The sequence below is a fragment of the Pyramidobacter sp. CG50-2 genome (assembly GCF_003612005.1).
GTDB lineage: Bacteria > Synergistota > Synergistia > Synergistales > Dethiosulfovibrionaceae > Pyramidobacter.
This window is the reverse complement of the sequence record NZ_RAWT01000004.1, coordinates 15611-42556: the sequence shown is the minus strand read 5'-3', so window position 1 is coordinate 42556 and position 26946 is coordinate 15611. Positions and strand designations below refer to the sequence as shown.

The 26946-nt window shown below is 57.9% G+C and carries 23 protein-coding genes and 1 pseudogene; 17 read left to right on the top strand and 7 right to left on the bottom strand.

Annotation, left to right across the window (positions count from 1 at the left end; genetic code table 11):
- Nucleotides 1–27 precede the first annotated feature (27 nt).
- The 6 genes from lysA (at nucleotide 28) to D7D26_RS01495 (ending at nucleotide 6385) form a co-directional block, all read left to right on the top strand.
- Nucleotides 28–1332, top strand: a complete 1305-nt coding sequence (gene lysA, locus D7D26_RS01520) for a diaminopimelate decarboxylase (RefSeq protein ID WP_120371744.1) — start codon at nucleotides 28–30, stop codon at nucleotides 1330–1332.
- A 31-nt stretch (nucleotides 1333–1363) separates the two neighbouring features.
- A complete protein-coding gene (locus D7D26_RS01515) occupies nucleotides 1364–3040 on the top strand; it encodes a Na+/H+ antiporter NhaC family protein (protein ID WP_233543423.1) in 1677 nt (558 codons plus the stop codon).
- Between the two features lie 271 nt (nucleotides 3041–3311).
- Nucleotides 3312–4061 carry an acyl-[acyl-carrier-protein] thioesterase gene (locus D7D26_RS01510; protein WP_120371742.1) on the top strand — a complete coding sequence of 250 codons (750 nt, stop codon included), beginning with the start codon at nucleotides 3312–3314 and terminating at the stop codon, nucleotides 4059–4061.
- Entirely contained in the window at nucleotides 4058–4930 is an 873-nt protein-coding gene (locus D7D26_RS01505) for an ROK family protein (protein WP_120371741.1), read from the top strand. Before D7D26_RS01510 ends, D7D26_RS01505 begins: the two co-directional genes overlap by 4 nt.
- A 97-nt stretch (nucleotides 4931–5027) precedes the next feature.
- Nucleotides 5028–5837 (top strand): vWA domain-containing protein, encoded by an 810-nt coding sequence (locus tag D7D26_RS01500; RefSeq protein WP_120371740.1) that lies wholly within the window; start codon nucleotides 5028–5030, stop codon nucleotides 5835–5837.
- An 80-nt stretch (nucleotides 5838–5917) separates the two neighbouring features.
- Nucleotides 5918–6385, top strand: a complete 468-nt coding sequence (locus D7D26_RS01495) for a CreA family protein (protein ID WP_120371739.1) — start codon at nucleotides 5918–5920, stop codon at nucleotides 6383–6385.
- Nucleotides 6386–6624: 239 nt separating this feature from the next.
- Here D7D26_RS01495 and D7D26_RS12735 read toward each other — a convergent pair whose 3' ends face one another.
- The 6 genes and pseudogenes from D7D26_RS12735 to D7D26_RS01470 all read right to left on the bottom strand — a co-directional run bounded on the left by D7D26_RS12735 (nucleotide 6625) and on the right by D7D26_RS01470 (nucleotide 11199).
- Complete coding sequence (locus D7D26_RS12735; protein ID WP_120371738.1) at nucleotides 6625–7092, bottom strand: lactonase family protein; 468 nt, start codon at nucleotides 7090–7092, stop codon at nucleotides 6625–6627.
- Entirely contained in the window at nucleotides 7089–7673 is a 585-nt protein-coding gene (locus D7D26_RS12730) for a lactonase family protein (protein ID WP_120371737.1), read from the bottom strand. Before D7D26_RS12730 ends, D7D26_RS12735 begins: the two co-directional genes overlap by 4 nt.
- A 17-nt stretch (nucleotides 7674–7690) precedes the next feature.
- On the bottom strand, nucleotides 7691–8575 hold the full coding sequence (locus D7D26_RS01480) for an SLC13 family permease (protein ID WP_199674639.1): 885 nt from the start codon (nucleotides 8573–8575) through the stop codon (nucleotides 7691–7693).
- Nucleotides 8576–8595: 20 nt separating this feature from the next.
- A pseudogene (locus D7D26_RS12865) lies at nucleotides 8596–8934 on the bottom strand (SLC13 family permease); the annotation flags it as partial.
- 102 nt (nucleotides 8935–9036) lie between these two features.
- A complete protein-coding gene (locus tag D7D26_RS01475) occupies nucleotides 9037–9975 on the bottom strand; it encodes a Bug family tripartite tricarboxylate transporter substrate binding protein (RefSeq protein ID WP_158606223.1) in 939 nt (312 codons plus the stop codon).
- 195 nt (nucleotides 9976–10170) lie between these two features.
- The gene (locus tag D7D26_RS01470) at nucleotides 10171–11199 is read right to left on the bottom strand and encodes an Ldh family oxidoreductase (protein ID WP_120371735.1); all 1029 of its coding nucleotides are present in this window, start codon (nucleotides 11197–11199) and stop codon (nucleotides 10171–10173) included.
- Between the two features lie 150 nt (nucleotides 11200–11349).
- Between D7D26_RS01470 and D7D26_RS01465 the strand changes: the two genes are divergently transcribed.
- From D7D26_RS01465 to dctP, 7 genes are all read left to right on the top strand, one after another.
- On the top strand, nucleotides 11350–12342 hold the full coding sequence (locus D7D26_RS01465) for a LysR family transcriptional regulator (protein WP_158606222.1): 993 nt from the start codon (nucleotides 11350–11352) through the stop codon (nucleotides 12340–12342).
- 140 nt (nucleotides 12343–12482) lie between these two features.
- On the top strand, nucleotides 12483–12788 hold the full coding sequence (locus D7D26_RS01460; RefSeq protein WP_120371733.1) for a metal-sensing transcriptional repressor: 306 nt from the start codon (nucleotides 12483–12485) through the stop codon (nucleotides 12786–12788).
- 35 nt (nucleotides 12789–12823) lie between these two features.
- Nucleotides 12824–15361 (top strand): heavy metal translocating P-type ATPase, encoded by a 2538-nt coding sequence (locus D7D26_RS01455; protein WP_078015061.1) that lies wholly within the window; start codon nucleotides 12824–12826, stop codon nucleotides 15359–15361.
- A gap of 710 nt (nucleotides 15362–16071) precedes the next feature.
- Nucleotides 16072–17160 carry an NAD/NADP octopine/nopaline dehydrogenase family protein gene (locus tag D7D26_RS01450; RefSeq protein WP_120371732.1) on the top strand — a complete coding sequence of 363 codons (1089 nt, stop codon included), beginning with the start codon at nucleotides 16072–16074 and terminating at the stop codon, nucleotides 17158–17160.
- A 212-nt stretch (nucleotides 17161–17372) separates the two neighbouring features.
- A complete protein-coding gene (locus D7D26_RS01445) occupies nucleotides 17373–17915 on the top strand; it encodes a TRAP transporter small permease (RefSeq protein WP_120371731.1) in 543 nt (180 codons plus the stop codon).
- A complete protein-coding gene (locus tag D7D26_RS01440) occupies nucleotides 17916–19220 on the top strand; it encodes a TRAP transporter large permease (RefSeq protein WP_078014961.1) in 1305 nt (434 codons plus the stop codon).
- Nucleotides 19221–19350: 130 nt separating this feature from the next.
- Nucleotides 19351–20337: a TRAP transporter substrate-binding protein DctP gene (gene dctP / locus D7D26_RS01435; protein ID WP_120371730.1), complete on the top strand. Its 987-nt coding sequence runs from the start codon at nucleotides 19351–19353 to the stop codon at nucleotides 20335–20337.
- A 107-nt stretch (nucleotides 20338–20444) separates the two neighbouring features.
- Here the strand turns inward: dctP and D7D26_RS01430 are convergent, their stop codons facing one another.
- Nucleotides 20445–21131, bottom strand: coding sequence for a FadR/GntR family transcriptional regulator (locus D7D26_RS01430; RefSeq protein WP_158606221.1), 687 nt, complete (start codon nucleotides 21129–21131; stop codon nucleotides 20445–20447).
- A gap of 216 nt (nucleotides 21132–21347) precedes the next feature.
- On the opposite strand from D7D26_RS01430, the gene D7D26_RS01425 reads away from it, so the two are divergent.
- From D7D26_RS01425 to sdaAA, 4 genes are all read left to right on the top strand, one after another.
- Complete coding sequence (locus D7D26_RS01425) at nucleotides 21348–22712, top strand: L-serine ammonia-lyase, iron-sulfur-dependent, subunit alpha (protein ID WP_120371729.1); 1365 nt, start codon at nucleotides 21348–21350, stop codon at nucleotides 22710–22712.
- A gap of 153 nt (nucleotides 22713–22865) precedes the next feature.
- Nucleotides 22866–23873, top strand: a complete 1008-nt coding sequence (locus D7D26_RS01420; protein WP_009165129.1) for an ornithine cyclodeaminase family protein — start codon at nucleotides 22866–22868, stop codon at nucleotides 23871–23873.
- A gap of 144 nt (nucleotides 23874–24017) precedes the next feature.
- Nucleotides 24018–25022 (top strand): ornithine cyclodeaminase family protein, encoded by a 1005-nt coding sequence (locus D7D26_RS01415; RefSeq protein ID WP_078014965.1) that lies wholly within the window; start codon nucleotides 24018–24020, stop codon nucleotides 25020–25022.
- 225 nt (nucleotides 25023–25247) lie between these two features.
- Nucleotides 25248–26852, top strand: coding sequence for an L-serine ammonia-lyase, iron-sulfur-dependent, subunit alpha (sdaAA, locus tag D7D26_RS01410; RefSeq protein ID WP_120371728.1), 1605 nt, complete (start codon nucleotides 25248–25250; stop codon nucleotides 26850–26852).
- The last annotated feature ends 94 nt before the right edge of the window (nucleotides 26853–26946 follow it).

Sequence of the window (26946 nt, the reverse complement as noted above, 5' to 3'; positions counted from 1 at the left end):
GAACTCTTCCGAAGGGATGGGATGACGATGAATCATTTGATCTGGGGCGGCTGCGATACGGTGACGCTGGCCGAACGATACGGCACGCCGCTGTACGTGATGGACGAAACGATGCTGCGCGACCGCTGCCGGCGGCTGCGCGCCGCGGCAGCGGGGCGGAACGCGCGCGTCTGCTACGCCGGCAAGGCTTTTTTAAACGCCGCCATGGCCCGCCTGATCGACGAAGAAGGGCTGTGCCTCGACACCGTGTCGCCGGGCGAGTTCCATATCGCCTGCGCGGCGGGCTTCCCGACGGAGCGCGTGACGCTGCACGGCAACGCCAAGACGGAAGAGTTCCTCGCCGCCGGGCTGGAACGCGGCGTCGGCGCGGTGGCGGTCGACAGCGAAGACGAGCTGGCGCTGCTGGCGCGCCTCTGCGCGAAACGCGGCGCCCGGCAGAAGATCCTGCTGCGCCTCAGCCCCGGCATCGAGGCGCGTACGCACCGTTCCATCCAGACGGCGCAGAAGGACTGCAAGTTCGGCGTGCCTCTGGCGCATCTGGAGCGCGCCGTGCGCTTCGCCCTCGGCGCGTCGGGGCTCGATCTGGCGGGGCTGCACGTCCACGTCGGCAGCCAGATCCGCGACGTCGAAACCTATCTGCGGGCGGCGGACCGCATGACGGAGATCATGCGCAGCCTGCGCGAAGCGACGGGCTTCGCGGCGCGCGAGCTCGACCTCGGCGGCGGCTTCGCCATTCCCGAGCGTCCCGGCGAGGCCGGAGCGCCGGCGGAACGCTTTGTCGCCGCCATCCTCGACCGCGTCGACGCGCGCTGCGCCGAGCTGGTTCTGGAGCGTCCCGAAGTCGCCTTCGAGCCCGGCCGGTGGATAGCGGGCGAAGCGGGAATTACGCTCTACACGGTACAGGGCGTCAAGGAGATCCCCGGCGTGCGCACCTACGTGGCGGTGGACGGCGGCATGACGGACAACCCGCGCCCGCAGCTTTACCAGGCGGAATACGGGGTGCTCCTGGCCAACGACACGGAACGCCCCGCGGACCGCCGCGCCGCGATCGCCGGGCCGTGCTGCGAGACGGGCGACGTGCTGACGCTCGACACTCCCGTGCCGGAGCTGCGCCGCGGCGACGTGCTGGCCGTGCCGCTGACGGGCGCCTACAATTATTCCATGTTCAGCACCTACAACTGCGCCCTGCGCCCCGCCGTGATCTTCGCCCGCGACGGACAGGCCCGCGTGGCGGTGCGCCGGCAGACGTTCGACGAGCTGCTGAGCGGTCAGCTGGAGTGGGCGGGGAATTCGCGGCGGAACGCCGCCGCTGGATCCGGTAAAACGGTATGAGCCGATTTCGATTTTCGAGGAGGTCTTTGTGATGTCTCACCGTCGAATTTCTCTGGTGCTTTTCGTCGCGGCCGCTCTCGTGGCGGCGCTTTGCGGAACGGCGTGTGCCGCCGCGGACGAAGCGGCCTCGCCTCACTTCGGGGTTCTGTCGCTGCTGCCGCCTGTGGTCGCCATCGTGCTCTGTCTGACCACGCACGAGGTCATTCCCTCGCTGTTCGTCGGCAGCTGGATCGCCGGCACCATGGTCAACGGCTGGAATCCGGTTTACGGTTTTGGCGCGGCCATCGAGAACATCTGGAACTCGCTCGGTGATCCGTGGGGCGCCCGCATCTTCATGACGTGCATCGTCATGAGCGGCATGGTCGGCGTCATGCAGGCGGGCGGCGGGGTGCGCGCCGCCGTCAACGCCCTGTCGCGCAAGGTCAGGAGCAGCCGCAGCGCCATGCTGTTCACCGAGCTGGCCGGGATCGTGATTTTTTTTGAGGACTACGTGACCGCCGCCGTGGTCGGCACGACGATGCGTCCCATTTCCGACAGCTACCGGGTGTCGAAGGAAAAACTGTCCTATCTCGTGGACAGCACGGCCGCTCCGGTGGCGGCCATCGCCGGCGTCTCGTCCTGGGTGGCCTATATGGTCGGCCAGATCGGCAAACAGTACGGCGAGCTCGGCATTCAGGGCAGCGCTTACAACACGTATCTTCGGTCCATCCCGTTCGTGTTCTACAATCTGATCGCGCTTCTGCTGGTGACGCTGGTGGTCCTGAGCCGCCGCGATTTTGGGCCGATGCTGGCCGCCGAGCGCCGCGCCCGCAGCACCGGCAAAGTCCTTCGCGACGGCGCCATGCCGTTGACGAGTGCGGCCGGAGATCCCGACCTCGAGCCGGCCGAAAACGCGCCCGACCGCGTCGTCAACTTCGTGCTGCCGGTCGTGTTTCTCGTGGTTTTCATCGTCGGCATGCTGCTGGTCACGGGAGGTTTTCCGAAAGCGGGGCTGAGCGAAGCCATGGCCAACTCCGACAGCTCGCTGGCGCTGATCTACGGTTCTTACGCCGCGGCGGTGATGACGCTGGCGCTGTTCCGTCTTCAGCGCGCGGCCAGCCTGAGCCGCCTGTTCCGCGGCTTTCTCAAGGGCGGCCAGGCGGTCTTCGTCGGTTCGATGATCCTCATCTATGCCTGGGGCATCAGCGCTTCGATCAAATCCGTCGGCACGGCGGCGTATCTCGTCTCGGTCACGAAGGACTTTCTCGCCCCCGGCTGGATCCCGCTGCTGACCTTCCTGACGGGCATGGTCATCTCCTTCTGCACAGGCACGTCCTACGGCACGATGGGAATCCTGATGCCTATCGTCGTGCCGCTGCTGGCCAAAGTTTCGGCCGCAGCCGGCATCGACGTGACGACCTACATGCTGCCCACCGTCGGCGCCGTGTTCGCCGGCGCCGTCTTCGGCGATCACTGCAGTCCCATCAGCGATACGACGATCATGTCGTCCATGTTCTGCGGCGCCGATCACATCGACCACGTCAAGACGCAGCTTCCTTACGCGCTTCTGGCGGGCGTGGGGGCGGCGGCAGGCTATCTCTGCATTGCCCTCGGCCTGAATCACTGGCTGTCGCTGGCAGCCGGGGCGGCGCTGGTCGCGGCGGCCTTCTTCGCCGTGTCCGGCCGCGTCGATGACTACGCTCCCGCCGGCGCCGAAACGCGGGATTGAAACGCGCGGCTCGCCCCAGGCGGACCGTAAGGACGCAGGAAACTGAATTTGACGAACGAACGATGATGTTCCACGTGGAACATTTTGCGCGTCCCCCGATGACGGCCGAGCCATCGGGGGACGCGCTGTCGGCGGGATCTGCTCGGCATTCCGTTTTTTGAAACCGGCGCGGCGGACGCGCCGGGATCGCGGCGTGGTAAAATTGTCGGAAAGGACAATGTTCGTTTGCCGCCGTTCATTTAGAATCGGCCCGGAGAGAGGAAGATAGCCCATGGACCTGATGTTCACGAAAAAATTCGCGGTCCCCCAGTCGGAGGTGACGCCCTGCCGCGCGCTGAAACCGTTTCACCTGCTGAACATGCTTCAGGACGCGGCGGACGGCGCCGTCGACGCCATGAATCCGCCGCCCGACTACTGGCGTTGCGGCTGCGCATGGATGCTGCACCAGTATTCGATCCGCCTCGACCGGCCGCTGATGAGCGGCGACGCGGGCGCGATCAACACAGGGCACATGCCGTTGCGCGATCTCTATTCGGTGCGCCGCTTCCGGCTGCTCGACGGGCGGGGAAAGCAGACCGGGCTCGCCGACAGCATGTGGATCTTCGTCGATCTGGCCTCGCGGCGTCCCGTGCGGTTGAGCCGCCGCCTGCCGGAGGTGTTCATGGAAAAGGCCGAGGAGACGCCGTTCGAGCCGGTCTTCGTGGCGCCGAAAAGGCTGGAGCGCGCCGATCGGTCCGTGCGGCTGCACGTGCGTCTCGGCGAGCTGGACGCAAACGGCCACGTCAACAACGCCTATTATCTGAGCTGGGCCGCCGAAGCCGTGCCGCGCGAGGTCTACATGAGCTGCGGCCTCGTCGAGGCCGACATCCTCTACAAGCATGAAGCCGTCTACGGCATGGACCTGACGGTGACGACGCAGCAGGACGGCTTGGACTTCCGTCACGAGATCCGCAGCGACGGCGGCGAGCTGATCGCCCAGTTCTCGACGCGCTGGGCCGAAGTGGGGAGCGCGCGGTCATGATCGCCGCGGCGGATCTTGGCGGGCACACGCTGACGGTCGGGCTGGTCGAAAGCGGGCGCGTGCTGCGCAAAAAGACCGTGCCGACGCCGCCGCCGCGCACGCCGTCAGCCGTCTGTGCGGCGCTGGCGGCGCTGCTGGCGGAACTGGAAGCCGGCGACGCGCCGCTGGTCATGGGCGTGCCGGGCATGGTGCTCGACGGCCGGAGCATCGGCTGCTGCCCGAACCTGAACGGCTGGGACGGGCTGACGGACTATGCCCTTGGCGAACTGACCGGGCGCGAAACGTCCCTCGCCAACGACTGCGACTGCGCGGCCTTAGGCGAGATGCGCGGCGGCGCGGCGCGGGGGCTGAAAGACTTCGTCTTCTGCGCGCTGGGCACCGGCGTGGGCGGCGCCGTGATCGTCGGCGGACGGCTCGTGCGCGGCCGGCTCGGCCGCACCGGCGAGATCGGCCACTTCCCGCTGCTGGAGGACCGCGGCTGCGGCTGCGGCGGGCGCGGCCACGTGGAAAGCTTCTTTTCCGCCGACGTTCTGGAACGCGCCGGCGAGAAATACGGCTATGGGGGCGACATGAGAACCCTCTGGGAACAGCGCGAGAACGCCTGGCTGGCTCGTCCTTTCGCCGAGGGACTGCGCGCGCTGGCCTGCGCCTTTACGACGCTGACCCATCTGCTCGACCCCGAGGCGATCGTCGTCGGCGGCGGCCTGTCGCATCTCGACGGTTTGCTCGACGACCTGCGCGACTACATGCAGCCGCTGCTCTCGCCCGTGTACCGCCCGGGGCCGGAGATACGGCTGGCGCTCCTCGGCGAGGACGCGCCGCTGCTCGGCGCCGAAGTTCTGTGGGCGGAAGTTCACCCGAACGGGTGATGAGATCTGCCGGGATTGGCTTTACAATCAGTTCAGTTTCACGTTCCGCGTCGTAAATCTAAAATCAAGGAAACGATCCGAAAGGAGAGAGTGATCCATGAAAAAGCTTTGCGCTCTGTGTCTTTCCCTGTGCTCCGTCCTGACGGCCGCGGCCGCCTTTGCCGCCGTGCCGCCTGCGCCTCAGCAGGTCCAGCAGCGGCCGAACGAGATCCTGCCGCGCGACGGGAAGCTGCCCGAACTGTCCCACGATCACAGCGACAAATGTCCGCCGCTTGACAAGGACAAGGTGCACATCGTCTGCATCCTCGACCGTTCCGGCTCGATGCAGCACCTCACCGGCGACACCATCGGCGGTTACAACGGCTTCATCGACAAACAGCGCCAGGAAGTCGCTTCGGCCGTGGTTACCACGGTGCTGTTCGACCACCAGTACGAGATCCTTTACAGCGACAAGCCGATCAAGGACGTGGCGGCGCTCACCGAGAAGGAGTACTTCGCCCGCGGCAGCACGGCGCTGCTCGACGCGGTGGGGCGCACGGTTCTGCAGGTGGACGGCGACTTCAAGAAAAACGGGACCTGTCCCAAGTCGGAGTTGGTGATCTTTATGATCATGACCGACGGGCTGGAAAACGCCAGCCGCGAGTTCAGCCGCGCCGCCGTCAAGAAGCTTGTCTCCGACGCGCAGGAAAAGTACGGCTGGCAGTTCATCTTCATGGGCGCCAACATCGATTCCGTGGCCGAAGCTGGTTCGCTGGGCATCCGCAAAGAAGCCGCCATGGACTACGCCGCCGATTCCAAGGGCGTGGGCGCCGTCTATGAGAGCGCCGGCGAAGCGGTGAAAATGCTTCGCGAGAAAGGGCAGCTCGACGGCAGCTGGAAAAAGGCTCCGGCGCCCGAAAAGAAATAACGTCGTGTAGAATAAGTGCCGGAGAACTCTTTCGCAAAGAGTTCTCCGGCACGTTTCATTCAAATCGGAGGAAGTCGAAAATGAAAAAGAAACTGATCGTTGCCGTCATTTTGTGCCTGACTTTCGCCCTGCCGGGAAGCAGCGCGCCGAGAGAGCGCTGGGAAGTCGGCGAAGTGGACACGGCTTTCAAACTGGTGGGGCCAAATCACAAAGTCGTCGTCGAAGCGTTCCGCGATCCTGATTTTCCCTCGATCGTGTGCTACGTCTCCTACGCCAAGGCCGGCGGCGTCTCGGGCGCCCTGGGGCTGGCCGAGGATCCGGCGCGGTTCTCGCTCTCCATCGTGCGGACCGGGCGCGAGCCCATCGTTCCCGACACACGCCAGAAAAAGGAGACGCAGGTGTTCAAGTCCCGCTCGGCCATCTTCCGCAAGATGAAGGTCGTGCGCTTTTACGACGGCGAGACCGACTGCTTCGTCTATCTCGCCACCTCCACGCTGCTGCTCGACGGCAGCCCCTTCAACGCCATCGCCGTGATCCCGATCAATTAAGGAAGGATTTCAAACATGACATAATTGTTTCTCGTGGAACAGAAAGGAGCGATCACGATGAAAATATTTTCGGCTGCGCTCTGCACCGATCTGGCATTCTGGGTCCCGTTCGCGGTTAAAACGCGGATTGCAAGACCGCGCCAAAATCGTGCGGTGGACGTCGCAAAAAAACATGCGCCGTGTGTCTGAAATTTTCTTCAGGTGCGCGGCACGATTTTTGTTCTGCGTGGAACGATGATTTACGAAAACAGGACGCATGCTGGTGCGCTGGCGTGCATTGCGTCGGCCAGATGCGTCAGACGTCCGTTCTCCTGATTGATCGAGTAAACGCTGACGCAGTACGTTTCCTCGTTGGCACAGTAAAGCTCGTTTCCGTCTTCGGAGATGGCGAAAAATCTCGGCTTGGCAATGTGTTCTGTGGTCCATTCAACTGGACGCAGGCTGCCGTTCTTGCCCACGGAGAAGCAGACAATGCTGCTGTAACCGCGGTTTGAGGCATAGACGAAATTTCCCGAGGGGTGAACGGCGATCTCCGCGCCGATGTTGCGGGCTCCGACGTAATCGAGCGGCGCGGTTTTGTGCCACTCAAACGGCGTGAATCTTCCATCCTCGTAACGGCAGGGGAACACCCCCCCTATCCACTCGGCCAGCAGATACGCAAGAGGCTGGCAGGGGAGGAACGCAACGTGCCGCGGACAGCAGCTCATCGGAAACGGCGAAACGCATGGTTCATAAATATCCGCCCCGTCTCCGCGTCGAGCCTGTAGCTGTGGATGCAATCCAGTCCCTTGTCGGGCACGATCAGATGCTTTCCTGACGGATCAAAGACGACCTGATGCGGCTGCGTCGCGCGCTGTGATTCAAGCGGGCCGTGCGCGCCCTGCGGCACTTCTATGTCACAGATCTCGCCGATTTTTCCCTCCGAAGCAAGCCGCAGCGAGACGATTGCTCCGCTGCCGTTGTTGAGCGTCGTAACAAGCAGCCAGCGGTTTGTCGGATCGACGACGAGCGACACGCCGTTGTAAAGGCCAATGTGCTTTTCGTTCAGCAGCGTCAGCGTGCCGCTGGCTGCGTCGATCGCATAAGCCGCGACGAAACAGCCGTTGCCCTGCACGGTGTACAAAAAACGGCGTTCGCGGTCAAAGGCCAGAAAGGAGGGATTCACGCGCTCGACGACCTGAACGGACTCCCATTCGGCCGCCCCACGACGGGAAAAGATGCTGATTCCGCCATGACCGAGGCCGCCGCGCTCGGGCGCGGTGAAACTTCCAACGTACGCGAAAGACATTGTCGTTCCTTTCTGCTTTAGAACTTCAGGCAGACGGGAACTAGCAGCATGACGACCGCGTAAGTCAGCAGCACCATGGGAATGCCTGCTTTGACGAAATCCATGAAACGGTACTTGGTCCAGCCGGTGGTCATCAGGTTCTGCGGAGCGGCGAAGGGCGTAGCGTAACAAGCGGCACCGGCGAGTATGATGACCATGCCGACAGCGTGGACGTTGATGCCAATCGTCTTTGCCATGGAAATGGCGACAGGCATGAAGAGCAGGATGCTGGCAGTGTTGGAGATGAACTGCGTGAGGATCACAGTGCCGCAGAACAGAACACTGGCGACGAGATAGGGACTGGGATTCGAGCCAAGTGCTCTCATCAGCAGATCGGCCATAGCCTTGCCAACACCGCTGTTGTTCAGACCGGTGGAGACAACCGTAAGCGCGCCCATCATCAGTGCGCAGTTCCAGTCGATCGCACGGATTGCTTCCTTACCGCTCATGCAGCCAGTGGCAACAACGATGAGAGCGCCTAGAACGGCGGCCACGTGACGGGGCACCATCTTCGGGCCGATGGCGATGATCAGCAGCACGCCGAACAGCGTGCCGCAGGAGATGGCGGCCTTGCGTTTGTCAAGCGGATGCCGTTCCGTCTGTGCGAACTCGGGAATGAAACCTGTGTCTGGGATTAGCCTGATGCCGATAAAGGCGAAGTAGACGATGCCCACGACGCTCAGAGCGAGACCGAACGGCGTGATGTCAAACAGGCCGAAGCTCTCATAGCCCGCCTTGACGAGCAACTCGTTGCCGAAAACGTTGGTGGGAACGCCGACGAGCGTGCAGAAGCCTCCCAGCTGAGCGCCGAACAGCAGCGCGAGTAGCGACTTGGAGGGACCGATGCCTGCTGCCACGCACATGGCCGTGACGAGGGGGCGAGCGCTGCCATCACGCCCATGTTGCTGCACACAGAACTGAGCGCGACAGAAACTGTCATCGTCGCGATGACGATGTTGCGCTCGTTTTTGCCCGTGACTTGGACCATTCGTTCACCGATCACGTCGGTGATGCCGGAGTGGAACAGAGCGGAACCAACGACCATCATGCCGATCATCAGCACGATATTGTTGCCGTTGTAACCGTTGAAGAGACCGGACATCGGGATGATGCCGAACCACGCGTAAAGGATGCCGGCTGCAATGCCTGAAACGACGATAGGCACGGGTTCGGTAATGAACAGAACGACTAGGACAGCCAGGATGGCAAGAGCGATGTACATTTGACTCATTGGTATGCTCTCCTTTTCTGCAAAGTGTTTCGGTAGCTGTTTCCGCGCCGTGCTTTCGACTTTTTGTAAACGATCGGTTACGGAACAAAAGGCTTACTTGCGTCCCTTCACGTCGATCTCGGCGATAACGGCAGCGATGTCGGTCTTTTGTTCTTCGACCTGCTTGGTGAAATCTTCGCGGTTCATCCACATGTTGGAGGGCAGGCCGGCTTTGCCGTAGGCTTCTGCGAATTTAGGATCGTGGAACGTCTTTACGAAAGCGTCCTCGATTTTAGCGATGACATCTTCAGGTGTGCCCTTGGGGGCCACAATGCCGCGCCACGAACCGTCGGCCACTTCCACACCCTTCTCGAATCCGATGGGCAGAGCAGGATACTCTTCAAGACGCTTGGCAGCCAACGTGAGGAGGTATGAAACTTCACCGCTTCTCACTTGCTCGGAAAGCTCGGAAGGAGAGACGACCGTCAAATTGACGTGACCGCCCAGCATGGCCGTGATTCCCTGCGCGCTTCCGTTGGTGGGGACGATCACCCATTTCATGCCGGTCTTTTTGAGCACGCGCAGCACTGCCAGATGATCACTGGCCATCGCGCCCGAGACGCTGACTTTGACTGCGCTGGGATTGGCCTTTGAGAACTCCACAAGCTCTTCCCACGTTCTGAAACGCTTTGTCAGGCAGGCGATCGTCTCGGGTTCGAAAACCATGTTGACGATGGGGATAAAAGAATCGGTGGTGAAGCTGGTCTTCTTCGTAAGCGGCGAGATGACAATGCTGGGACCGACTTCGCTGAGCGTGTAGCCGTCGGGACGCGATCTGGCAACTTCCGTATAGCCGGTGACGCCTCCGCCGCCGGGACGGTTCTCGACCGTGATCGACTGTCCGAGGTATTTCTCCGCGATCTTAGCCGCAAGGCGAGTGGTCATGTCAGCCGCGCCGCCCGCCGCGAAAGGAACGATGATCCTCACGGGTTTGCTCGGGTAGTTGGCCGCGAAGCCGCAGGTGGGGGCAAGAACCAGCGCAGCGGCAGCCATAAGCGTAGAAATATGACGGGACAGTTTCATTTTGTACATCTTCCTTTCCTATTGCGATATATGATTTTGAAAACGCGGATCACTCTCAAGAACAACCCGTTAAAAACTGATATTTTTTACAACTCTGCAAAACGGGTCAAGAACGGCAAGAGATGGAGTGCTGCGTGGTTCTTAAATTATTTTTTCACACGACCATTATTTCCGTATCGCGTACTTCTGATGGTATGCCTCAATCGTATCGAGCGTTTCAGCGAGAATGCTGATCGTTGCTCCGGCAGTGGCGCGTTTTTCCGCTTCCGGCTCGCCGGGGATCATGATGCGGAAGCCTGGACGTACGCGGCTGGCTTTCAGGCGGTCAAACCACTCCTGCGCGCGCGCTTCGAATTCCGCTTCGGGCAGGAAGTGAGCGATGTTGATGGCGAGGACAAAATGTCCCGTGTTGGCCGGCTGCGTAGACGAGAAGAGCGAGGTACTCTCACACGACAGGCACGCACCTGAAAGCAGCGCACTGAGAGCGTCCACTGCCATCGCCAGCGCGTAGCCCTTGTGTCCGCCCATAGGTAACAGAATGCCCTTAATCGCCTCGGTGGGGTCGGTCGTGTCGTTGCCGTCCTTGTCGAGCGCCCAGCCAGACGGCAGGCTCAATCCCCTTTTCTCAAAGATGCGGATCTTGCCCTTGGCCGTGGCGCTGGTCGCCATGTCACCGCAGAACGTCTGCTTCGACCCGGGAAACGCGACGGCGAACGGATTGGTTCCAAGCAGGAGGTCCATGCCGCCAAACGGCGCCATTGTCGGGCCGGCCATCGAGGCGGCAAGCCCGATGCATTCTGCTCTGGCGATCGCGTTCGCATAAAAGGCGGCCGTGCCGAAGTGGTTGGATCGGCACACCGTCACTGCGCCGATGCCGTATTTCTTTGCCAATCCGATTGCCGTGTCCGTCGCCTTTGCCATCACCACTTGCCCCAGCCCGTTGCCGCCATCGACACGGGCAATGGCGCCGAGCGCTTTCACTTTGATATCGGGGTTCGGCTTGATCATGCCCTGCGCGATGCGGTCGGCGTAGGCTTTTAGCCGCATCAGCCCGTGCGACTCCACGCCGCTGATCTCCGCGTCCATCATCACCGCGACCGTCTGCGCGGCGTCGCGCTTAGGCACGCCCAGCCCTCTCAGGATTTCCTCCGCCCATCTTTGCAGCTTCTCGAGCGAAACTTCCACTCGCTCCATCGCAACAGCCCCTTTCAATTTTGTGCTTCGGTTTTGTGAGACGCTCTTTTTCTTTTCGTGTTTTTAGAGTATCATTCAAATAAACAGACGTAAAACTGTTTTGATGGTGACATGTAAACAGCTATTATGCTGTGAATGGGGGAACGACAGATGAGTTTGCTGAGTCTGAGATATTTTCTGACGGCGGCCGAAGAGATGAACTTCACCGCCGCTGCGAAACAGCTGTACATCACGCAGCAGACGCTAAGCATGCACATCGCGCGGCTGGAGCGCGAGTATCAGGTCGAGCTGTTCAGGAGAAAGCCGAAACTGAGTCTTACGCCAGAAGGCGAGCGCATGGTAAAGTATGCTTCTCGTATCGTCCGTTTGGAGCGAGTGATGAGTGCTGAGTTTGCCGACCTTGATCAGAATGCTCGTGGAGTGCTATCGCTGGGGATCTCGCGAATGCGCGCCAGGTACTTTTTCCACCGCCTGTGGCAGAACTACCGTGAACAATTTCCAAATATCGAGATCCATTTGCACGAAGGCAGCGCTGACGTTTTGGAGAAACTGTCCGCGAGCCGCAAGACCGATCTGTGCATCGGCATTGAGATGCGCCCGTCGCCGTCTATCTGCGTGCGGCCGCTGCTGCGCGAGGATTTCTACTGCACCGTCAGCAAAGACCTGTTCCGCAGCTTCTGCGGCGAAAAAGCGGGCGAGACAGCCGTCGAATTTTCCCGTGGATTGTCTTTTGAGCGTCTCCCCGATCTGCCTCTGCTGCTTCTTTCGCCTATCAACCGACTACGTCGCATTGTCGATCGGCACATGGATGCGATCGATCGAATTGTACGCCCTGTATTCGAGAGCAATGATCTGGAACTACTCGTCTCCATGTGCGAAAACGGGGCAGGGGTGACTTTTCTTCCCGCGACGATACTCTTTCTGACAGAAGCCGCTTTTGCGAGGACGGAACGGATCTGCGCGTTTCCCGTTAACGGCATCCAGATCGAAACCTCGTTAGTCTATCCCTCAGATTTGGAACTGCCGCATTATGCGCAGGCGTTTATTGGCCTGTGCGAAGAAGTCTTTGCCGAATCCGGTGCCATTATCCGCAGTAAAAGCGCTGCCTATCTGAAAAAACTGCAAACCATGCGCCGATTGTGACGATACTTTTTGACAGACGGAACACTTTGATCAGTTCCACATGGGACAAGCGATACCGCGAAAAATTTCCCGCCGGCTTGACAAATACCTTATATGGGTATATTGTGTGTCTGAAATGAAACAAGGAGGGAATTGAAGACATGAAAGAAAACAACTGCGAAAACGTCCGCCGTACCAAGGAGCGCTCGCCCGAAGAGTACCGCAAGCTGATCAACCGCCTCAGCCGCATCGAGGGACAGATCCGCGGCATCAAGGGCATGGTGGAAAAGAGCGCCTATTGTCCGGAGATCCTGATCCAGTGTTCGGCCGTCACGGCGGCGATGAACGCCTTCAACCGCGAGCTGTTGGCGAACCACATCCGTTCCTGCGTGCTCGACGACATCCGGGCAGGGCGGGAGAAAACGATCGACGAGCTGCTAGCGACGCTGCAGAAGCTGATGAAGTGACGGCGATTTTTTTTGCGGGAAAAGAGGTTTTCGCGATGGAGCAATACAACGTCACGGGCATGAGCTGCGCGGCCTGCAGCGCCCGCGTGGAAAAGGCCGTGTCGAAGGTGCCCGGCGTCAGCTCCGTTTCCGTCAGCCTGCTGACCAACTCCATGGGCGTGGAGGGAACGGCGTCCGAAGCGGCGATCGTCAGAGCCGTGGAAGAGGCGGGCTACGGCGCCTCGCTCAAGGGCGCCGCGAAGCCCTCCGCCGCGGCGAAGCTGGCCGAAGACGAGGAGGCGCTGAAAGACCGCGAGACGCCGGCGCTCAAACGCCGCCTTTTCGCGTCGCTGGGCTTCCTGGGGGCGCTGATGTACCTTTCCATGGGACATTCGATGTGGGGCTGGCCGCTGCCGCAGTTCTTCGACGGCAATCCCGTCGCCGCGGGACTGGCGCAGATGATCCTGGCGGCCGTCGTCATGCTCGTCAACAAGAAGTTTTTCACCAGCGGCTTCAAGGGGCTGATGCACGGCGCGCCCAACATGGACACGCTGGTGGCGCTCGGTTCGGCGGCGTCGTTCGCCTACAGCGTCGCGGCTTTGTTCCTGATGACCGGCGCGCAGGCGCGGGGCGACGCGGCCGCGGCGGCGCGCTATCTGCACGAGTTCTATTTCGAGTCGGCGGCCATGATCCTGACGCTGATCACCGTCGGCAAAATGCTCGAGGCCCGCTCCAAGGGACGCACCACCGACGCCCTCAAAGGGCTGATGAAACTGGCTCCCCAAACCGCCACGCTGCTTCGAGACGGCGCCGAGACTGTCGTGCCGATCGACCGCGTGCAGGTCGGCGACGAGTTCGCCGTCCATCCCGGCGAGAACGTGCCCGTCGACGGCGTGATCCTCGACGGCCATTCCGCCGTCAACGAAGCGGCGCTCACCGGCGAAAGCGTTCCCGTCGACAAGGCTCCCGGCGACAAAGTCAGCGCCGCCACGGTGAACCAGTCCGGCTACCTCCGCTGCCGCGCCGCCCGCGTCGGCGAGGACACCACGCTGTCGCAGATCATCCGCATGGTCAGCGACGCCGCGGCCACCAAAGCGCCGATTGCCAAAGTCGCCGACAAGGTGTCGGGCGTCTTCGTCCCCGCCGTGATCGCCGTTGCCCTGTTGACCGTCGCCGTGTGGTGGCTGCTGGGCGAAGAGTTCGGTTTCGCTCTGGCCCGCGGCATTTCCGTGCTGGTCATCTCCTGCCCTTGCGCGCTGGGGCTGGCCACGCCCGTGGCGATCATGGTCGGCAACGGCATGGGCGCGCGCCACGGGATCCTCTTCAAGACCGCCGCCTCGCTCGAGGCCGCCGGCCGCGTGCAGATCGTGGCGCTCGACAAGACCGGCACCATCACCAGCGGCGAGCCGGAAGTGACCGACCTTCTGCCCGCCGGGGGCGCGAGCGAACGGGAACTGCTCGAGCTGGCCTGCGCGCTGGAAAGCAAGAGCGAGCACCCGCTGGCCCGCGCCGTGATGCGGAAAAGCTGCGACGAAGGCCTGACCGCGGCGGAGGTGGGCGACTTCCGCGCCCTGCCCGGCAACGGCCTGACCGCCACGTTGAACGGCGAAGAACTGCTCGGCGGCAGCCTCGCATTTATCGCCGGCCGCGCCGCCGTGCCCGAAGAGATGAATGCCAAGGCCGAAGCACTGGCGGGACAGGGCAAGACACCGCTGCTTTTCACGCGCGGCGGAAGGTTCATGGGCGTCATCGCCGTGGCCGATACCATCAAGGAAGACAGCCCGCAGGCCGTGAAGGAACTTCAGGACATGGGCATCCGCGTCGTCATGCTCACCGGCGACAACGAACGCACCGCTCGCGCCATCGGCGCGCAGGCCGGCGTCGATCAGGTCGTGGCGGGCGTGCTGCCCGACGGTAAGGAAGCCGTGATCCGCGAGCTGCAGAAACGCGGCAAGACCGCCATGGTCGGCGACGGCATCAACGACGCCCCCGCCCTCACCCGCGCCGACACCGGCATCGCCATCGGCGCCGGCACCGACGTCGCCATCGACGCCGCCGACGTCGTACTGATGAACAGCCGCCTCAGCGACGTTCCCGCCGCCGTGCGCCTGAGCCGCGCCACGCTGCGCAACATCCACGAGAACCTGTTCTGGGCTTTCTTCTACAACGTCGTCGGCATCCCGCTGGCGGCCGGCGCCTGGATCTCCCTGCTGGGCTGGAAGATGAGCCCCATGTTCGGCGCCGCGGCCATGAGCCTGTCGAGCTTCTGCGTCGTATCCAACGCGCTCCGGCTGAACTTCTTCGACCTGCGCAGCGCGAAAAAGGATAAAAAAATCCGGCCCGTGGGGCTGGATCAGATCGAATCGGAAAAGGAGAATGGACCAATGACCAAGACACTGAACGTTGAAGGCATGATGTGCGGACACTGCGAAGCCCGCGTCAAAAAGGCCCTGGAAGCCGTGGAAGGCGTCGCCTCCGCCGAAGTCAGCCACGAAAAAGGCACCGCCGTCGTCACGCTGAGCAAGGACGTCCCCGACGCCGTGTTGAAAAAAGCCGTCGAGGACCAGGACTACGCCGTTACCGCGGTGAAGTGAACTTTTCACAAAAAAGAACGGATAAAAAATGGCCGGATCTCGATGAACTTGGGGCATTGCGATCTGGCCATGTCTGGCGTACTCTCCAGCGGCCTGAGGAACGAAAACGCTGCCTGTCACCGCTTCGGGCTTCTGCGTCTTAAGAAAACGTCAAGAACAAGAGAGGGCGAAGTCCGTACGGACTTCGCCCTCTCTTGTTCTTGACGTCTCAGCGTCAACGGACGATGGGCTTTCATGCCGAAATGTCACGGGGCGCCCTTCTTGGTCTGATGCATCTCTGGGTAGCTGATTTTTTTTCAGTCTTAACTTGGTCCTTTTATATCAATTGTTCTTGTATGCCAGTTTAATTTTCGCTTTTTTGTTCTCAGTAATTTTCATGTTTTAAGCCATTTTAGATCAATTTAGACATGTTATAAGCTGCGGTAATATTAGCTTGTTTTGCCAAGAAACAATATTAGGCGTTAGTATTGAAGAGAACTTTTGAGGTGCGCCTTTTTATTGAAGATAATTACAATGCATGAAAATCTTTTCTTGACAAAGAACGTATGCCGTGATATTGTCTGACTGTCAGACAATATCACGGCATAAATAACTTTTATAGGCCGCGACTTCTCAAAGAACATGACTTACGGCAGCCATGTTCCTGTGATTCTCGGCGTTTTGTAGTCGCATGGCAGTTTGTTCTATATTTTTAGCGAGGAGGATTGGATATGTTGAGATTTGCAATGCTTGGCAGCGGCAACGGGGCACGTGCATGGTGCGCTCAGATTAGCGCCGCTGGTTATCCGATTGTCATGTGGGAGCCGCTTGATAATGTGCCGGATTTCCCGACACTACACGAGAAAAAAACGATTTCCCTCGTCGGAGACATTCAGGTCACAGGACACCTTCACGCTGTGACGCGCGATATCAAAGAAGCTATGGATGGCGCTTCGATTGTCGTTGTGAACGTACCCTCGTTCGCTCACGGGCCTATCTTTGAAAAGATGATTCCGTTCCTCAAGGACGGTCAGCATATCGTCATCGTGCCGGGCAACTTCGGTGCGTACCGTCTCAAGACGATGATGAGCAAAATGGGCTGCAAGGCTCGAATCTCGATTTCTACGGTAGAGACTCAGCCCTACGCCTGCCGCATTTGTGCTGTTGACAAGGTAAACATCAACAAGCGCAAGACGGCTATCTACCTCGCTACGTCGCCGGCTTCAGCGGCCCCGGAAATACTTGACATCCTGAACTCTGCATTTGCCGGATACGTCAAGTACAAGAAGGCCGATCACATCCTTGCACTCGACATGTCCAACATCAATTTTACAATGCATCCGTATCCCGTGATTCTGAACTGGGGTGCGATTGAGCAGCGCGGTGACACATGGCGTCACTACATCGACGGGATCACGCCACTCATCAGCGAGCAAATGCACGAACTGGACAAGGAACGTATCGCAATTGGCGCGGCCTGCGGTTTTAAGCTTGATGGTTTTCTTGAGCTGATGAAGATGTACTACGGCAACAATAGCAGCAAGAATATTTTCGAGTATGTGCACAGCCCTGAGACGCCGTATTCTGATCTCGTTGGTCAGAGCGTTCGTAGCCGTTATATTACAGAAGACGTGCCGGGGGTCATCATGCCGATCGCCTGCATCGCGCGCAAGGCAGGAACGAGGTCACCGAGGGCGGACTTGATTGTTAACTTCTGTTCGCAGCTGCATGGTACCGATTACTGGCATCAAGGCACAACGCTCGAGTCTATAGGCATTGCCGACAAGTCTATCGACGAAATCATCAATATGCTGGCATAGGCTAATTCTGCAGGTTCTGCACTTGTTTCAAGTCTGAAATAGTTTTTCAATTCAAGCGCATGGTACTTGAGGAAGCATGTGGGCGTCGGAAAACATATATTTTGGGTTTCGTCATTTTTGCAGCTCAGTGGTTTTGTGTCCATTATTCTATCCTGTTGCGACTTTCATGGGCTTAAAAATAGAAGAGCGTTCACGACATAAGGAGGGGAAACATGAAAAGTATGACAATTGTTCGAGCAAAATGGATTCGTGGGCTTGACCATGTCATTGATGCGGTTATTGTCATCGCTCTGCTCGCGGTTACGGCGCTCATGTTTGTCCAGGTTGTTATGAGATATGTTCTGCGCTCGCCGCTTATGGGCATCGAAGAGCTTAACAACTTTCCAACGACATGGTTGTACTTGATGGCCGCCGTGAAAGCCTCTTCCGAAAAGGGGCAGCTTGTTGCGAGAGTACTAGAGATCTTTTGCAAGAGGGTACGTAGTATTTACGCTATTCGTATCATTGCCTCTATTGCTTCGACAGTTATCCTGTGCTGGCTCACGTGGTGGGGCTGGGATTACCTCAAGTATGCTCTCCGCGTCGGTAAGAAGACGGATATCCTATTTATCCCAATGATCTACTATGAAGTGACGGTATTCATTGCGTTTGCTCTTATGCTGTTCTACACAATCGTCGAAATGCAGGAGTGCGTTCAGCAGTACCGGATGACGCCTACGGACGCCCTTGTCCCGAAACATCAGGAGGTGGCCTAAATGGACGGCGTGACTCTTTCGATTATTTCCCTTTTAATCCTGATGATCCTGCTGTCTTTGGGCGTGCCGATCGCATTTTGTTTTAGCGGAGCGTTGTTGTTCATGGTTACATTTGGTGATATCTCGATGAAGGGTATGATGATGTGGGGGCTCCAGCAGATTTTAAGCCCGTCGTTGCTGTGTGTGCCGCTGTTCATCTATGCAGGCTCGCTAATGAGCGGGTCAGGCATAGCAAAATACCTGCTTGACTTCGTTGATGTTTTCGTTGGTCGCGTCAAGGGCGGTCTCGGCATCGTTGCGATTGTTACTTGCGGCATCATGGGCGCCATTTCCGGCAGCGCATTCACTGGTCTTGCCGCGACGGGTAGCATGTTGATTCCCGAGATGGTGAAGCGAGGTTATCCACGTTCTTGCGCTACGGCGCTGATTACAGCTTCGTCGATTCTCGGCACGCTGATCCCACCCTCAACGCCAATGATCATCTTCGGTTGGGTTACTAACACGAACGTCCTTGCCTGTTTCCTGTCCACTGTAGGCCCCGGAATCCTGACAATCATCATTTTCTGTGCAATCAACATGCTTATCTGTCACAAACTTGATATGAAGCTTCTTCCTCCGCTTTCTAAACAGGAGAAACGTCGCCAAATTATCAGTAAAGGCTGGAAGGCTCTGCCGGCCATTCTAATGCCCCTTATTATTCTCGGCGGCATCTATTCCGGCGCGACGACGCCAACCGAAGCGGCGGCCGTCGCTACAGTTTACTGCTTCCCTGTCGGCTTTTTGATTTACAAGGGTTTGAAACCAAAGAATACATTCCAAATCACGAAGGACTCTGCTGTATCGGCGGGCACAATCATGGTCATGATTATGTGTTCGATGATGTTGAGCCAGACGTATGTTAGGCTTCAGGTTCCTCAGGCCATCATGGGGTCAATTTTCGGCATCACGCAGAACAAGTTTCTAATACTTCTCCTCATCAATGCCCTGTTGCTCTTTGTTGGCATGATTGTCAATGACACGACAGGCATCATTCTTGTGGCGCCGTTGCTCCAGCCGCTGGCGATGTCAATTGGTATCCACCCCGTGCATTACGCGGCTATCTTTGGCGTTAACCTCGGCATTGGCTGCCTGACTCCGCCTTACGCCTCGTTGTTGTATCTCGGCATGCGCGTCGGCAAGGTTGAGTTTTCTGATATCCTGCCGTACGTCTGTCTGTTCCTGCTAGGCTACCTGCCGGTCATGCTTGCTACGACCTACTGGCCGGCACTGTCCCTTTTCCTCCCGCGTGTTTTTGGTTACGTGTAAAAAAATAAAACTGTCGCGAGGCACGTTTTTCTTGTCCTCGTAACGTCGGGCTGTTCAGTTCCAATATTTTACTGGCTTCAATGTACCGTGCGTAACGCACATATTCTATTTTTGTTGAGGAGGGTTTTACATGAAAAAGTTGAACGTTCTGTTTGCTGCTTTCGCTGTTTTCTACATGGGTACAGCCGCAGTTGCCGCGCCGTGGAAGCTTGCCACGATTCGTCCCGAAGGTTCAGCGATTGATATCGCGGTTCATAAGTTCGTTGACGACGTGAAGAAGGGCACCGACGGCCGCATTGATATCCAGATTTATCCGAACAGCGTTCTCGGCGACTACACGACAGTGCAGGAGCTTGTCTCTCTCGGCTCGGTCGAGATGCAGTGTGGTTCCATGAGCTGGCAGGTCGACAAACGTCTGTCCGCCTTCATTCAACCTTACCTTGTCAAGGACTGGGAGACAGCGAAGAAGAACTACAGCAAGGGAGCAAGGTTCACAGCTTTCTGCGAAGAGATTCTCGAGAAACAGAATGTTAAGGTCCTTGCCTATTGGCCGATTTACTTTGGCGGTATCGCTCTGACCAAAGATGTCGCCAATCCGCTTGATACCGAGAAGAAGAACCTGAAGGTTCGTGTGCCGAGCACGAAGCAGTGGGAAGCGCTTGCTGACGCCTTTGGTTTTCAGGCCACGCCACTTCCATTCTCCGAGTTCTTTACTGCGGCTCAGACTGGCATGGTTGAGGGCATCTTCGGTGCCGGTGCTGAAAACCACTACGTGAACTTCAAGGACATAATGAAGGCTGAGATTCCCATCAACACGCACTTTGAGTGTTGGCCGCTCATCATTAACAAGGAGCTGTACGACGGACTGTCCGATGCTGATCGTGCCACTCTTGACAAGGCTGCTGCGGACTTCGAAGCTGAGCGTTGGGCCGTTGCCCCGCCTGAGACTGAAAGCTATCTCAAGAAGCTTGAAGAAAAAGGCATTAAGGTTTACCGTCCGACGCCCGAACAGCTTGAGCACTTTTCCGAGGTCGGACGCAAGGCGACATTTCCGGTCCTTGAGCAAATCTGTGGCAAGAAGGGCTATGAAGAAATCCTTGCAACGATCGTTGACTAACATCTTTTTATCTGAATTGAATTGTTGATGAAATCGAGATTCATAAGAATAAGCGCGCTCTCAAATTGAGGGCGCGCTCTTAGAAAACAACGTGTTGATTAGTGCGTTTATTGTTCTTGTGTCTCTTCTGTCGCAGGAGCGTGCTTGTACCCCTTTTTCCAGAAGACCTCGACGTGCTTCACCATGACGCGGCGGGCCAGAGATGGATCGCCGGACTTGATCGCCTCAAGAACTTTCCAGTGCTCCTTGCGGTCTTCTCGTGGCAACATCTTGAAATTCACCTCTTTCTGGCGCTTGATTTCACCGTTCAGTGAGTCGATCATGCGCGTCAGGTACGGATTGTCGGCTAGCCTGGCAATCGCGGCGTGGAACTTCATATGTGCCACGTTAAGTGCGGCGTCCCCGTCCTCCTCTCCTTCGCGGAGGATAGCTTCAAGTTTCTGAATCTGTTGTGGCGTGGCGCGCTGTACGCACCAGTACGCGGCCTGTCCCTCAATAAGCTTGCGGACTTCAATGAGCTTCGCGTAAGCACTGTCGTCGAAGTCGTCCGCTTCAGGAGCATCGAGTACGTGGAGTAGAAATGTGCCTCGCCCGGGTTTTGATTCGACGATGCCAGCGTAAGCCAGAGCTTTAAGTGCCTCGCGGATGCTACTGCGGCTCACATTGAACTGCTTCGCAAGGGCGAGCTCTCCAGGCAAGCGTTCGCCAAGTTTCCACGTGCCGTTTGCAATCTCTTTTTTCAGCTGGGCAATAATTTCAGTGTAATAGGTACCTTTCTCCAGCGGTCGAATCATAAAAACACGCTCCATCAGATTTGCATTTAAAATGTGTTATTGATTATTCTCTTTTTACACTGTTTCGTTCTGTAAGTAGATTATAATCGTAGCACACATCAAAAACTCACGCAAGGCATCGAAACGTTGTGAAATATATTATTAATCACTGTGCAGAATAATATCGAGCTAATGTCAAACTAACAAAAAGGCTGGGAACATATTCCCTAAGCTTTCATGTGTCAGTGGCAGCACAAATTGAATAATTTTGTACATTTTATAGGAAAGGGATTTTTGTCGATGGTAAATCGTCAAAGTATTCTACTTACCATTCTCAACAAGGAAGTCAGACCGGCCCTTGGCTGTACGGGACCTGTAGCTGTTGCGTTTGCTGCGGCTGCCGCAAAGGATACTGTAGGCGGCGAACCGAAAAAGGTTCGCATTGTTATGGACAAAGACTCGTACATCAAGAACGTTGCCGTCGGTATCCCAGGTATTGACATGCGTGGTATTGAGATCGCCGCATCGTTGGGCGCTATCGCCGGCGTTTCATCGGCGGGGCTTGAAGTACTCAAGGATGTGACGCCGTCCGATGCAGCAAAAGCCAAGGCCTTCCTGCCGAACGTTGACGTCAAGATTCAGTGGGATTTTGACAGCGTTGGCCTCTATATTGAAGCATGGGTTGCGACAGGCAAGGGCGAAGGACACGTGCTTGTCGGCAAAACGCACACGAATATCATTTTCCGCGAATTGAACGGCAAGCTCATTGAAGGACAGTACGAGAAGAACTTTGATTCTGTTGTTGACCGTTCGCATGACACGATCCTTGACTATAAAATCAGCGAGATCATTGACTTCGCGAAACAGGTCCCGATTGAGGAAATCAGCATCTGCCGCGAGGCCATCGGAATGAACAAGATTATCGCCGAGCAGGGGTATAAGCCGGGTGTTGGCGAAAATTTCGGCAACGGAATTCTCGAGATCCCGTGGCCTTCCCCAATTACGAAAGCTAAGAGCTATGCGGCGGCGGCTTCTGATGCTCGCATGCAGGGACTTGAATATCCGACGATGAGTTGCGCAACGAGTGGTAATGTCGGTATCACATGTTCTATGCCGTTAATTTCCATGGGGGAGAGTCTTGGCAAATCGGAAGAAGAGATCATGCGCGCTCTTGCAGCGAGTTTCCTGCTCTGTGTACAGATGAAGAGTCTGATTGGTCGTCTCTCAATGTTCTGCGCGTGCGCGCTGGCGTCGAGTGTCGGTATCGCAGGCGGCATGGTGATGTTGCTAGGCGGTGGCACGAAAGAAGTTGATGGCGCGATACGTAACGTCGTAGGTTCTGTGTTTGGCATTTTGTGTGACGGTGCGAAGCATGGTTGTGCGCTGAAGTTGTCCATGTCCTCCGGCGTCGCGATTGAGAGCTCCTACATGGCGATGAACGGTCACTTTGTCAAGGGCGGCGATGGTTTTGTCTGCAACACAGCGGATGAGACTGTCCACCTTGTGGGGCGCATGGCCAAGGAAGGCACAGCGGGTGCCGATCAGACGATGTGTCGCCTGCTCTACGAGCGCAACAAGATTGACTCAGCCAAGCCGTCGTAGATACGTTGCGTCTAAAGTCTTTCCGCTGGCTGGGCGTTGTGCTAGGCCTGCGGTCCCGTTGCGTTGCCGTAACGTTCAAACGTTTTACTCTATTTTGCGTCTATATGGTTTTCAGTTTGACGGTCTTACTTTTCCGCAAGGAGGAATCTGTGCATGAAAACGTTGTTGCTGAGCCAGAAGGAAGCCATGAGCTTGATTACAATGAAAGATGTTGTCGAAATCGTGGAAAAGAACTTCCGCGGCATGGGCGAAGGAAACGTCATCAACCCGACCAAGGTCAACCTTGACCTTGGCGAGACCAGCCCATACCCGCCCTATGCGGGCTACATGAACGCCATGCCGGCCTACATCGGCTGGGAGAACGTTGCCGGCATCAAGTGGGCTGGCGGCGCGCTCGGTAAACGAAAAGCCCTCGGACTGCCCTACATTTCTTCGATGATGTTCCTCGTTGACCCCGTGACGCTCCAGTTCAAGTCCGTCATGGATAGCGCGATGATTACGAATTACCGTACTGGCGCTCAATCTGCCGTTGCAATGAAGTACCTCACGAAGAAGCGGAACATCACGTTCGGTCTGTACGGCGCTGGAATGCAGGCTCGTACGCAGGTTATGGCATTTGCTGAAATCTTTACGCTCAACAAGATCAAGGTGTATGATGTTTACACACCGGCTGCCGAGAAGTTCAAGAAAGATGTTGCTCAGTACGTGAAGAATGGCAACATTGAGATCTGCTCTGTTCCGCGTGACGTGGTTGAAGACTGTGATGCTATTGTCGCTGTCACCCAGGCCCAGAAACCGATCGTCGAAGACAGTTGGATTAGGCCGAAGCAAGTCTTCTTCCCGATGGGCAGCTGGCAGGAGTGTACGGACGAGTTCATTCTCAACGCTGACAAGATCGTCGTTGACCACATCGGCCAGTGCCTACACCGCGGTGCCTTGAAACACGTGGTGTCCGAGGGCAAGTTTTCCGAGAAGGACATCTACTGTACGATCGGCGAACTTGTTGCTGGCAAAAAGAAACTCGCATACGTCGAAGACCGCCCGGCTGAGCGCACGATTTGTATCCCGATTGGCACCGGCGCTCAGGATGTAGCTGTCGGCGGCGTCATCTACCAGCGCGCCATCGCGAAGGGTATCGGTGGCAGCTTCCAGTTCGTGTAAAACCGCTGGACTGAAAAGAGTGATTTCCCGGGCCGCTGCCGGATTCTTGTCCAACCGCCGTGATCAGCGTGGCGCTTCGGCCCCTGCCAAAAGCCTTTAGAACCTGCTGTCGCGCAGGTTTTCCCATAAGGAGGAACGTTTCACATGAAAACCCGTCTGCTGAGCCAGGATATGATCAAGAGCCTCATCACGATGAAAGACGTCGTGGACGTCGTCGAGAAGACATACCACGGCATGGGCGAAGGTACCGTTATTAACCCCGCCAAGGTGAACCTTGACCTTGGCGAAACTGCCGAATACCCGCCGTACAAGGGCTTCATGAACGCCATGCCCGCGTTCATCGGCTTCGAGGACATTGCGGGCCTGAAGTGGGCTGGCGGCAACCTCGGCATGCGTCCGCTCATGGACCTGCCCTATGTCTCTGCCCTGCTTATGCTGGTCGACGCTCCGACGCTCCAGTTTATCGGCGTCATGGACAGCGCTCACATCACGAACTTGCGCACCGGCGCCCAGTCTGCCGTCGCTTCGTGCTATCTCACGAAGAAGCGCAATATTACGCTGGGGCTTTACGGCGCCGGCATGCAGGGGCACACCCAGACCATGGCGTTCGCCGAGCGCTTTACGCTGAACAAGGTCGTCGTGTACGACGTGTTCCCCGCTGCGTCTGAGAAGTATAAGGCCGACTGCGCGCACCTTGTGAAGGACGGCAACATCGTCATCGCGAAGACGCCGGAAGAGGTCTGCAAAGATGCAGACATCATTGTCTGCGTCACCCAGTCCAAGGACAAGTACGTCAAGGACGAGTGGATCAAGCCCGGGCAGATCCTGTTCCCGATGGGCTCCTACCAGGAGTGCGAGGACAAGTTTATCAAGAACGCCGACAAAATCATTGTCGACCACATCGAACAGTGCATGCACCGCGGTGCTCTGAGCGGCCTTTATGAGAAGGGCGAGCTCAAGGAGAGCGACGTGTATGCTACGATCGGTGAAGTCGTCGCCAACAAGAAGAGTGTCGTCCCGGTCGAAGAGAGCCATGAGCGCATTCTCTGCCTGCCGATCGGCACCGGTTCGATGGACGTTGCTGTCGGCGGCATCGTGCTTGAGCGTGCCAAGGAAAAGGGCGTTGGCGGAGAGTACGAGTTCGTATAACAACGCAGCGCACTACTCTTCCGGAGCTTCACCCCGAGGTTTCCAACGCGAATCGCAGTTGATTTGAACTCTGGAAGGTCGTCTGCAGGGTGCCAGGCTTGCGATGATCTGGGGCTGTCGCGCGATATTTCGTGCCGCAGCCCTTTTTCAGCGCTGTTTTATATATTATTAGATAAATTTATATTATGCTTTTCACTTCGTTTAAGTCATTTTGGAGGAATATCCATGCCTGATTGCAGCACTTGCGGCGCGTGCATCAACAGTGATCGCGGCGGTGCAGACCGACTGCCAAGCCTCTTCGATTCCATTGGACCTGTCATGACCGGTTCGTCCAGCTCCGCCACAGCGGGCGTCCTGCGTATCGGGCGTATGGGACGATTGCTGATCGGAGGCAATCCGGACGCGATCGATCTGTATTTCTACGGCGCGCTCTCGACAACGTACAAAGGCCATGCGAGCGACGGCGCGGTTGTTGCTGGTCTGCTCGGTGAGCTCGAAGACTCCGGCCTGATTGGGAAGATGCTCAGGATTGCCGCCGAACGCGGCATTCCGGTTCACGATCATGCCGACCCCGAATCGACGCGCAACTCGATGACCGTCGACATGGCGCTTGTGCGGAACGGCGTCCATTACCGCATCTCCGGCGTGTCCATAGGCGGCGGCGAGATCGAGATGCAGGAGGTGGACGGCTGGCCCGTCCTGCTCCATGGTTTTGAAGACGGCGCGCTGTTCCTTGCGGACCGCCGTTTCAGCCAAAGCGAAGTCGAAGCGTTCCTCGGCCGTTCCGTCCAGTCCGTGACGGCCACGGAGTACGACGGTAAAGCATTCCACACCGTTCTGACCGAGACGGCCCTGACAGAGCCGCAGATAAACGCCCTTCGCGGCGCGTCGATCCGCGTTTACCCTCTGCGCAACCTGTGGGATTTTAAACTGAAAGACCCGGTTCCTCTGTTCGACACCTTCGCCAGCTGGCTCGCCCTTGCTGAGAAGACGTCAGCCCCCTCTGCCGCGGAGGCGTATGAAGAGCGCCGGAGCGGCGTGAGCCGCGAGTGGGTGCGCAAAAAGACGCTGACCGCCTGGAATGCCATGAAGGTGGCAGTCGAGAACGGCCTCGCTGGTCATAACCGTCTGCTGGGCGGCCTGACTCCTGGCGACGACGGCGCGAGGCTCAAGAATCTCGTTGACGCGCATCAGAATCTTTCCGGCCCCGTCGTGGGTACAGCAATCGCACGTGCGCTTGCTGTCATGGAGAGTAACGGTTCCATGCGTCAGGTCGTCGCCTGTCCGACGGCAGGCTCCTGCGGCATCATGCCTGGCTGCTTGATGACCGCGGCAGAAAAGCTTGGTTCGAGCGACGACCAGATTATCGACGCTCTCCTGGCCGGCGCAATGACCGGCGTCCTTGTCGCAAAACGCGCTCCCGTTTCCGGTGCCCTTGGCGGGTGCCAGTCCGAGATCGGCGTTTCGTCCGCTATGGCAGCAGCCGCACTGGTTCAGCTGGCCGGCGGATCGGCAAAGCAGGTCCAGGAGGCGTATGCTCTCGCGCTGAAAAATGTCCTTGGGCTCGTGTGCGATCCGGTCGCCGGTCCTGTCGAAGTGCCGTGCATCAAGCGCAACGCTATCGGCGTCGCGAATGCGTTCGCCGCGGCCGACATGGCCCTTGCCGGCATTGAGAGCATCATCCCGCCTGACGAGGTCCTTGACGCCCTGATCAACACACAACAGTATCTGCCCCGTGAGCTTCGCGGCATGATGAGCGGCGGGCTGTGCGCGACGAAAAAAGCTCACGAGCTCAAAGACTGGTGGTACAAAAAGCTCGCGACGATGTAGCGGAGCCAGGCGATTGAAATTTACGATCGAAATTCAGCGTGAAACAGAAAACGTTTTCAACATACGACCGCCCCGCGTGGTTTATTACAAAATA

Excerpts from the sequence above, each read along its gene's own strand:
- lysA (WP_120371744.1), top strand. The coding sequence starts at position 28 with ATGAATCATTTGATCTGGGGCGGCTGCGATACGGTGACGCTGGCCGAA.
- D7D26_RS01515 (WP_233543423.1), top strand. The coding sequence starts at position 1,364 with ATGTCTCACCGTCGAATTTCTCTGGTGCTTTTCGTCGCGGCCGCTCTC.
- D7D26_RS01510 (WP_120371742.1), top strand. The coding sequence starts at position 3,312 with ATGGACCTGATGTTCACGAAAAAATTCGCGGTCCCCCAGTCGGAGGTG.
- D7D26_RS01505 (WP_120371741.1), top strand. The coding sequence starts at position 4,058 with ATGATCGCCGCGGCGGATCTTGGCGGGCACACGCTGACGGTCGGGCTG.
- D7D26_RS01500 (WP_120371740.1), top strand. The coding sequence starts at position 5,028 with ATGAAAAAGCTTTGCGCTCTGTGTCTTTCCCTGTGCTCCGTCCTGACG.
- D7D26_RS01495 (WP_120371739.1), top strand. The coding sequence starts at position 5,918 with ATGAAAAAGAAACTGATCGTTGCCGTCATTTTGTGCCTGACTTTCGCC.
- D7D26_RS12735 (WP_120371738.1), bottom strand. The coding sequence starts at position 7,092 with ATGAGCTGCTGTCCGCGGCACGTTGCGTTCCTCCCCTGCCAGCCTCTT.
- D7D26_RS12730 (WP_120371737.1), bottom strand. The coding sequence starts at position 7,673 with ATGTCTTTCGCGTACGTTGGAAGTTTCACCGCGCCCGAGCGCGGCGGC.
- D7D26_RS01480 (WP_199674639.1), bottom strand. The coding sequence starts at position 8,575 with ATGTGCGTGGCAGCAGGCATCGGTCCCTCCAAGTCGCTACTCGCGCTG.
- D7D26_RS01475 (WP_158606223.1), bottom strand. The coding sequence starts at position 9,975 with ATGGCTGCCGCTGCGCTGGTTCTTGCCCCCACCTGCGGCTTCGCGGCC.
- D7D26_RS01470 (WP_120371735.1), bottom strand. The coding sequence starts at position 11,199 with ATGGAGCGAGTGGAAGTTTCGCTCGAGAAGCTGCAAAGATGGGCGGAG.
- D7D26_RS01465 (WP_158606222.1), top strand. The coding sequence starts at position 11,350 with ATGAGTTTGCTGAGTCTGAGATATTTTCTGACGGCGGCCGAAGAGATG.
- D7D26_RS01460 (WP_120371733.1), top strand. The coding sequence starts at position 12,483 with ATGAAAGAAAACAACTGCGAAAACGTCCGCCGTACCAAGGAGCGCTCG.
- D7D26_RS01455 (WP_078015061.1), top strand. The coding sequence starts at position 12,824 with ATGGAGCAATACAACGTCACGGGCATGAGCTGCGCGGCCTGCAGCGCC.
- D7D26_RS01450 (WP_120371732.1), top strand. The coding sequence starts at position 16,072 with ATGTTGAGATTTGCAATGCTTGGCAGCGGCAACGGGGCACGTGCATGG.
- D7D26_RS01445 (WP_120371731.1), top strand. The coding sequence starts at position 17,373 with ATGAAAAGTATGACAATTGTTCGAGCAAAATGGATTCGTGGGCTTGAC.
- D7D26_RS01440 (WP_078014961.1), top strand. The coding sequence starts at position 17,916 with ATGGACGGCGTGACTCTTTCGATTATTTCCCTTTTAATCCTGATGATC.
- dctP (WP_120371730.1), top strand. The coding sequence starts at position 19,351 with ATGAAAAAGTTGAACGTTCTGTTTGCTGCTTTCGCTGTTTTCTACATG.
- D7D26_RS01430 (WP_158606221.1), bottom strand. The coding sequence starts at position 21,131 with ATGATTCGACCGCTGGAGAAAGGTACCTATTACACTGAAATTATTGCC.
- D7D26_RS01425 (WP_120371729.1), top strand. The coding sequence starts at position 21,348 with ATGTGTCAGTGGCAGCACAAATTGAATAATTTTGTACATTTTATAGGA.
- D7D26_RS01420 (WP_009165129.1), top strand. The coding sequence starts at position 22,866 with ATGAAAACGTTGTTGCTGAGCCAGAAGGAAGCCATGAGCTTGATTACA.
- D7D26_RS01415 (WP_078014965.1), top strand. The coding sequence starts at position 24,018 with ATGAAAACCCGTCTGCTGAGCCAGGATATGATCAAGAGCCTCATCACG.
- sdaAA (WP_120371728.1), top strand. The coding sequence starts at position 25,248 with ATGCCTGATTGCAGCACTTGCGGCGCGTGCATCAACAGTGATCGCGGC.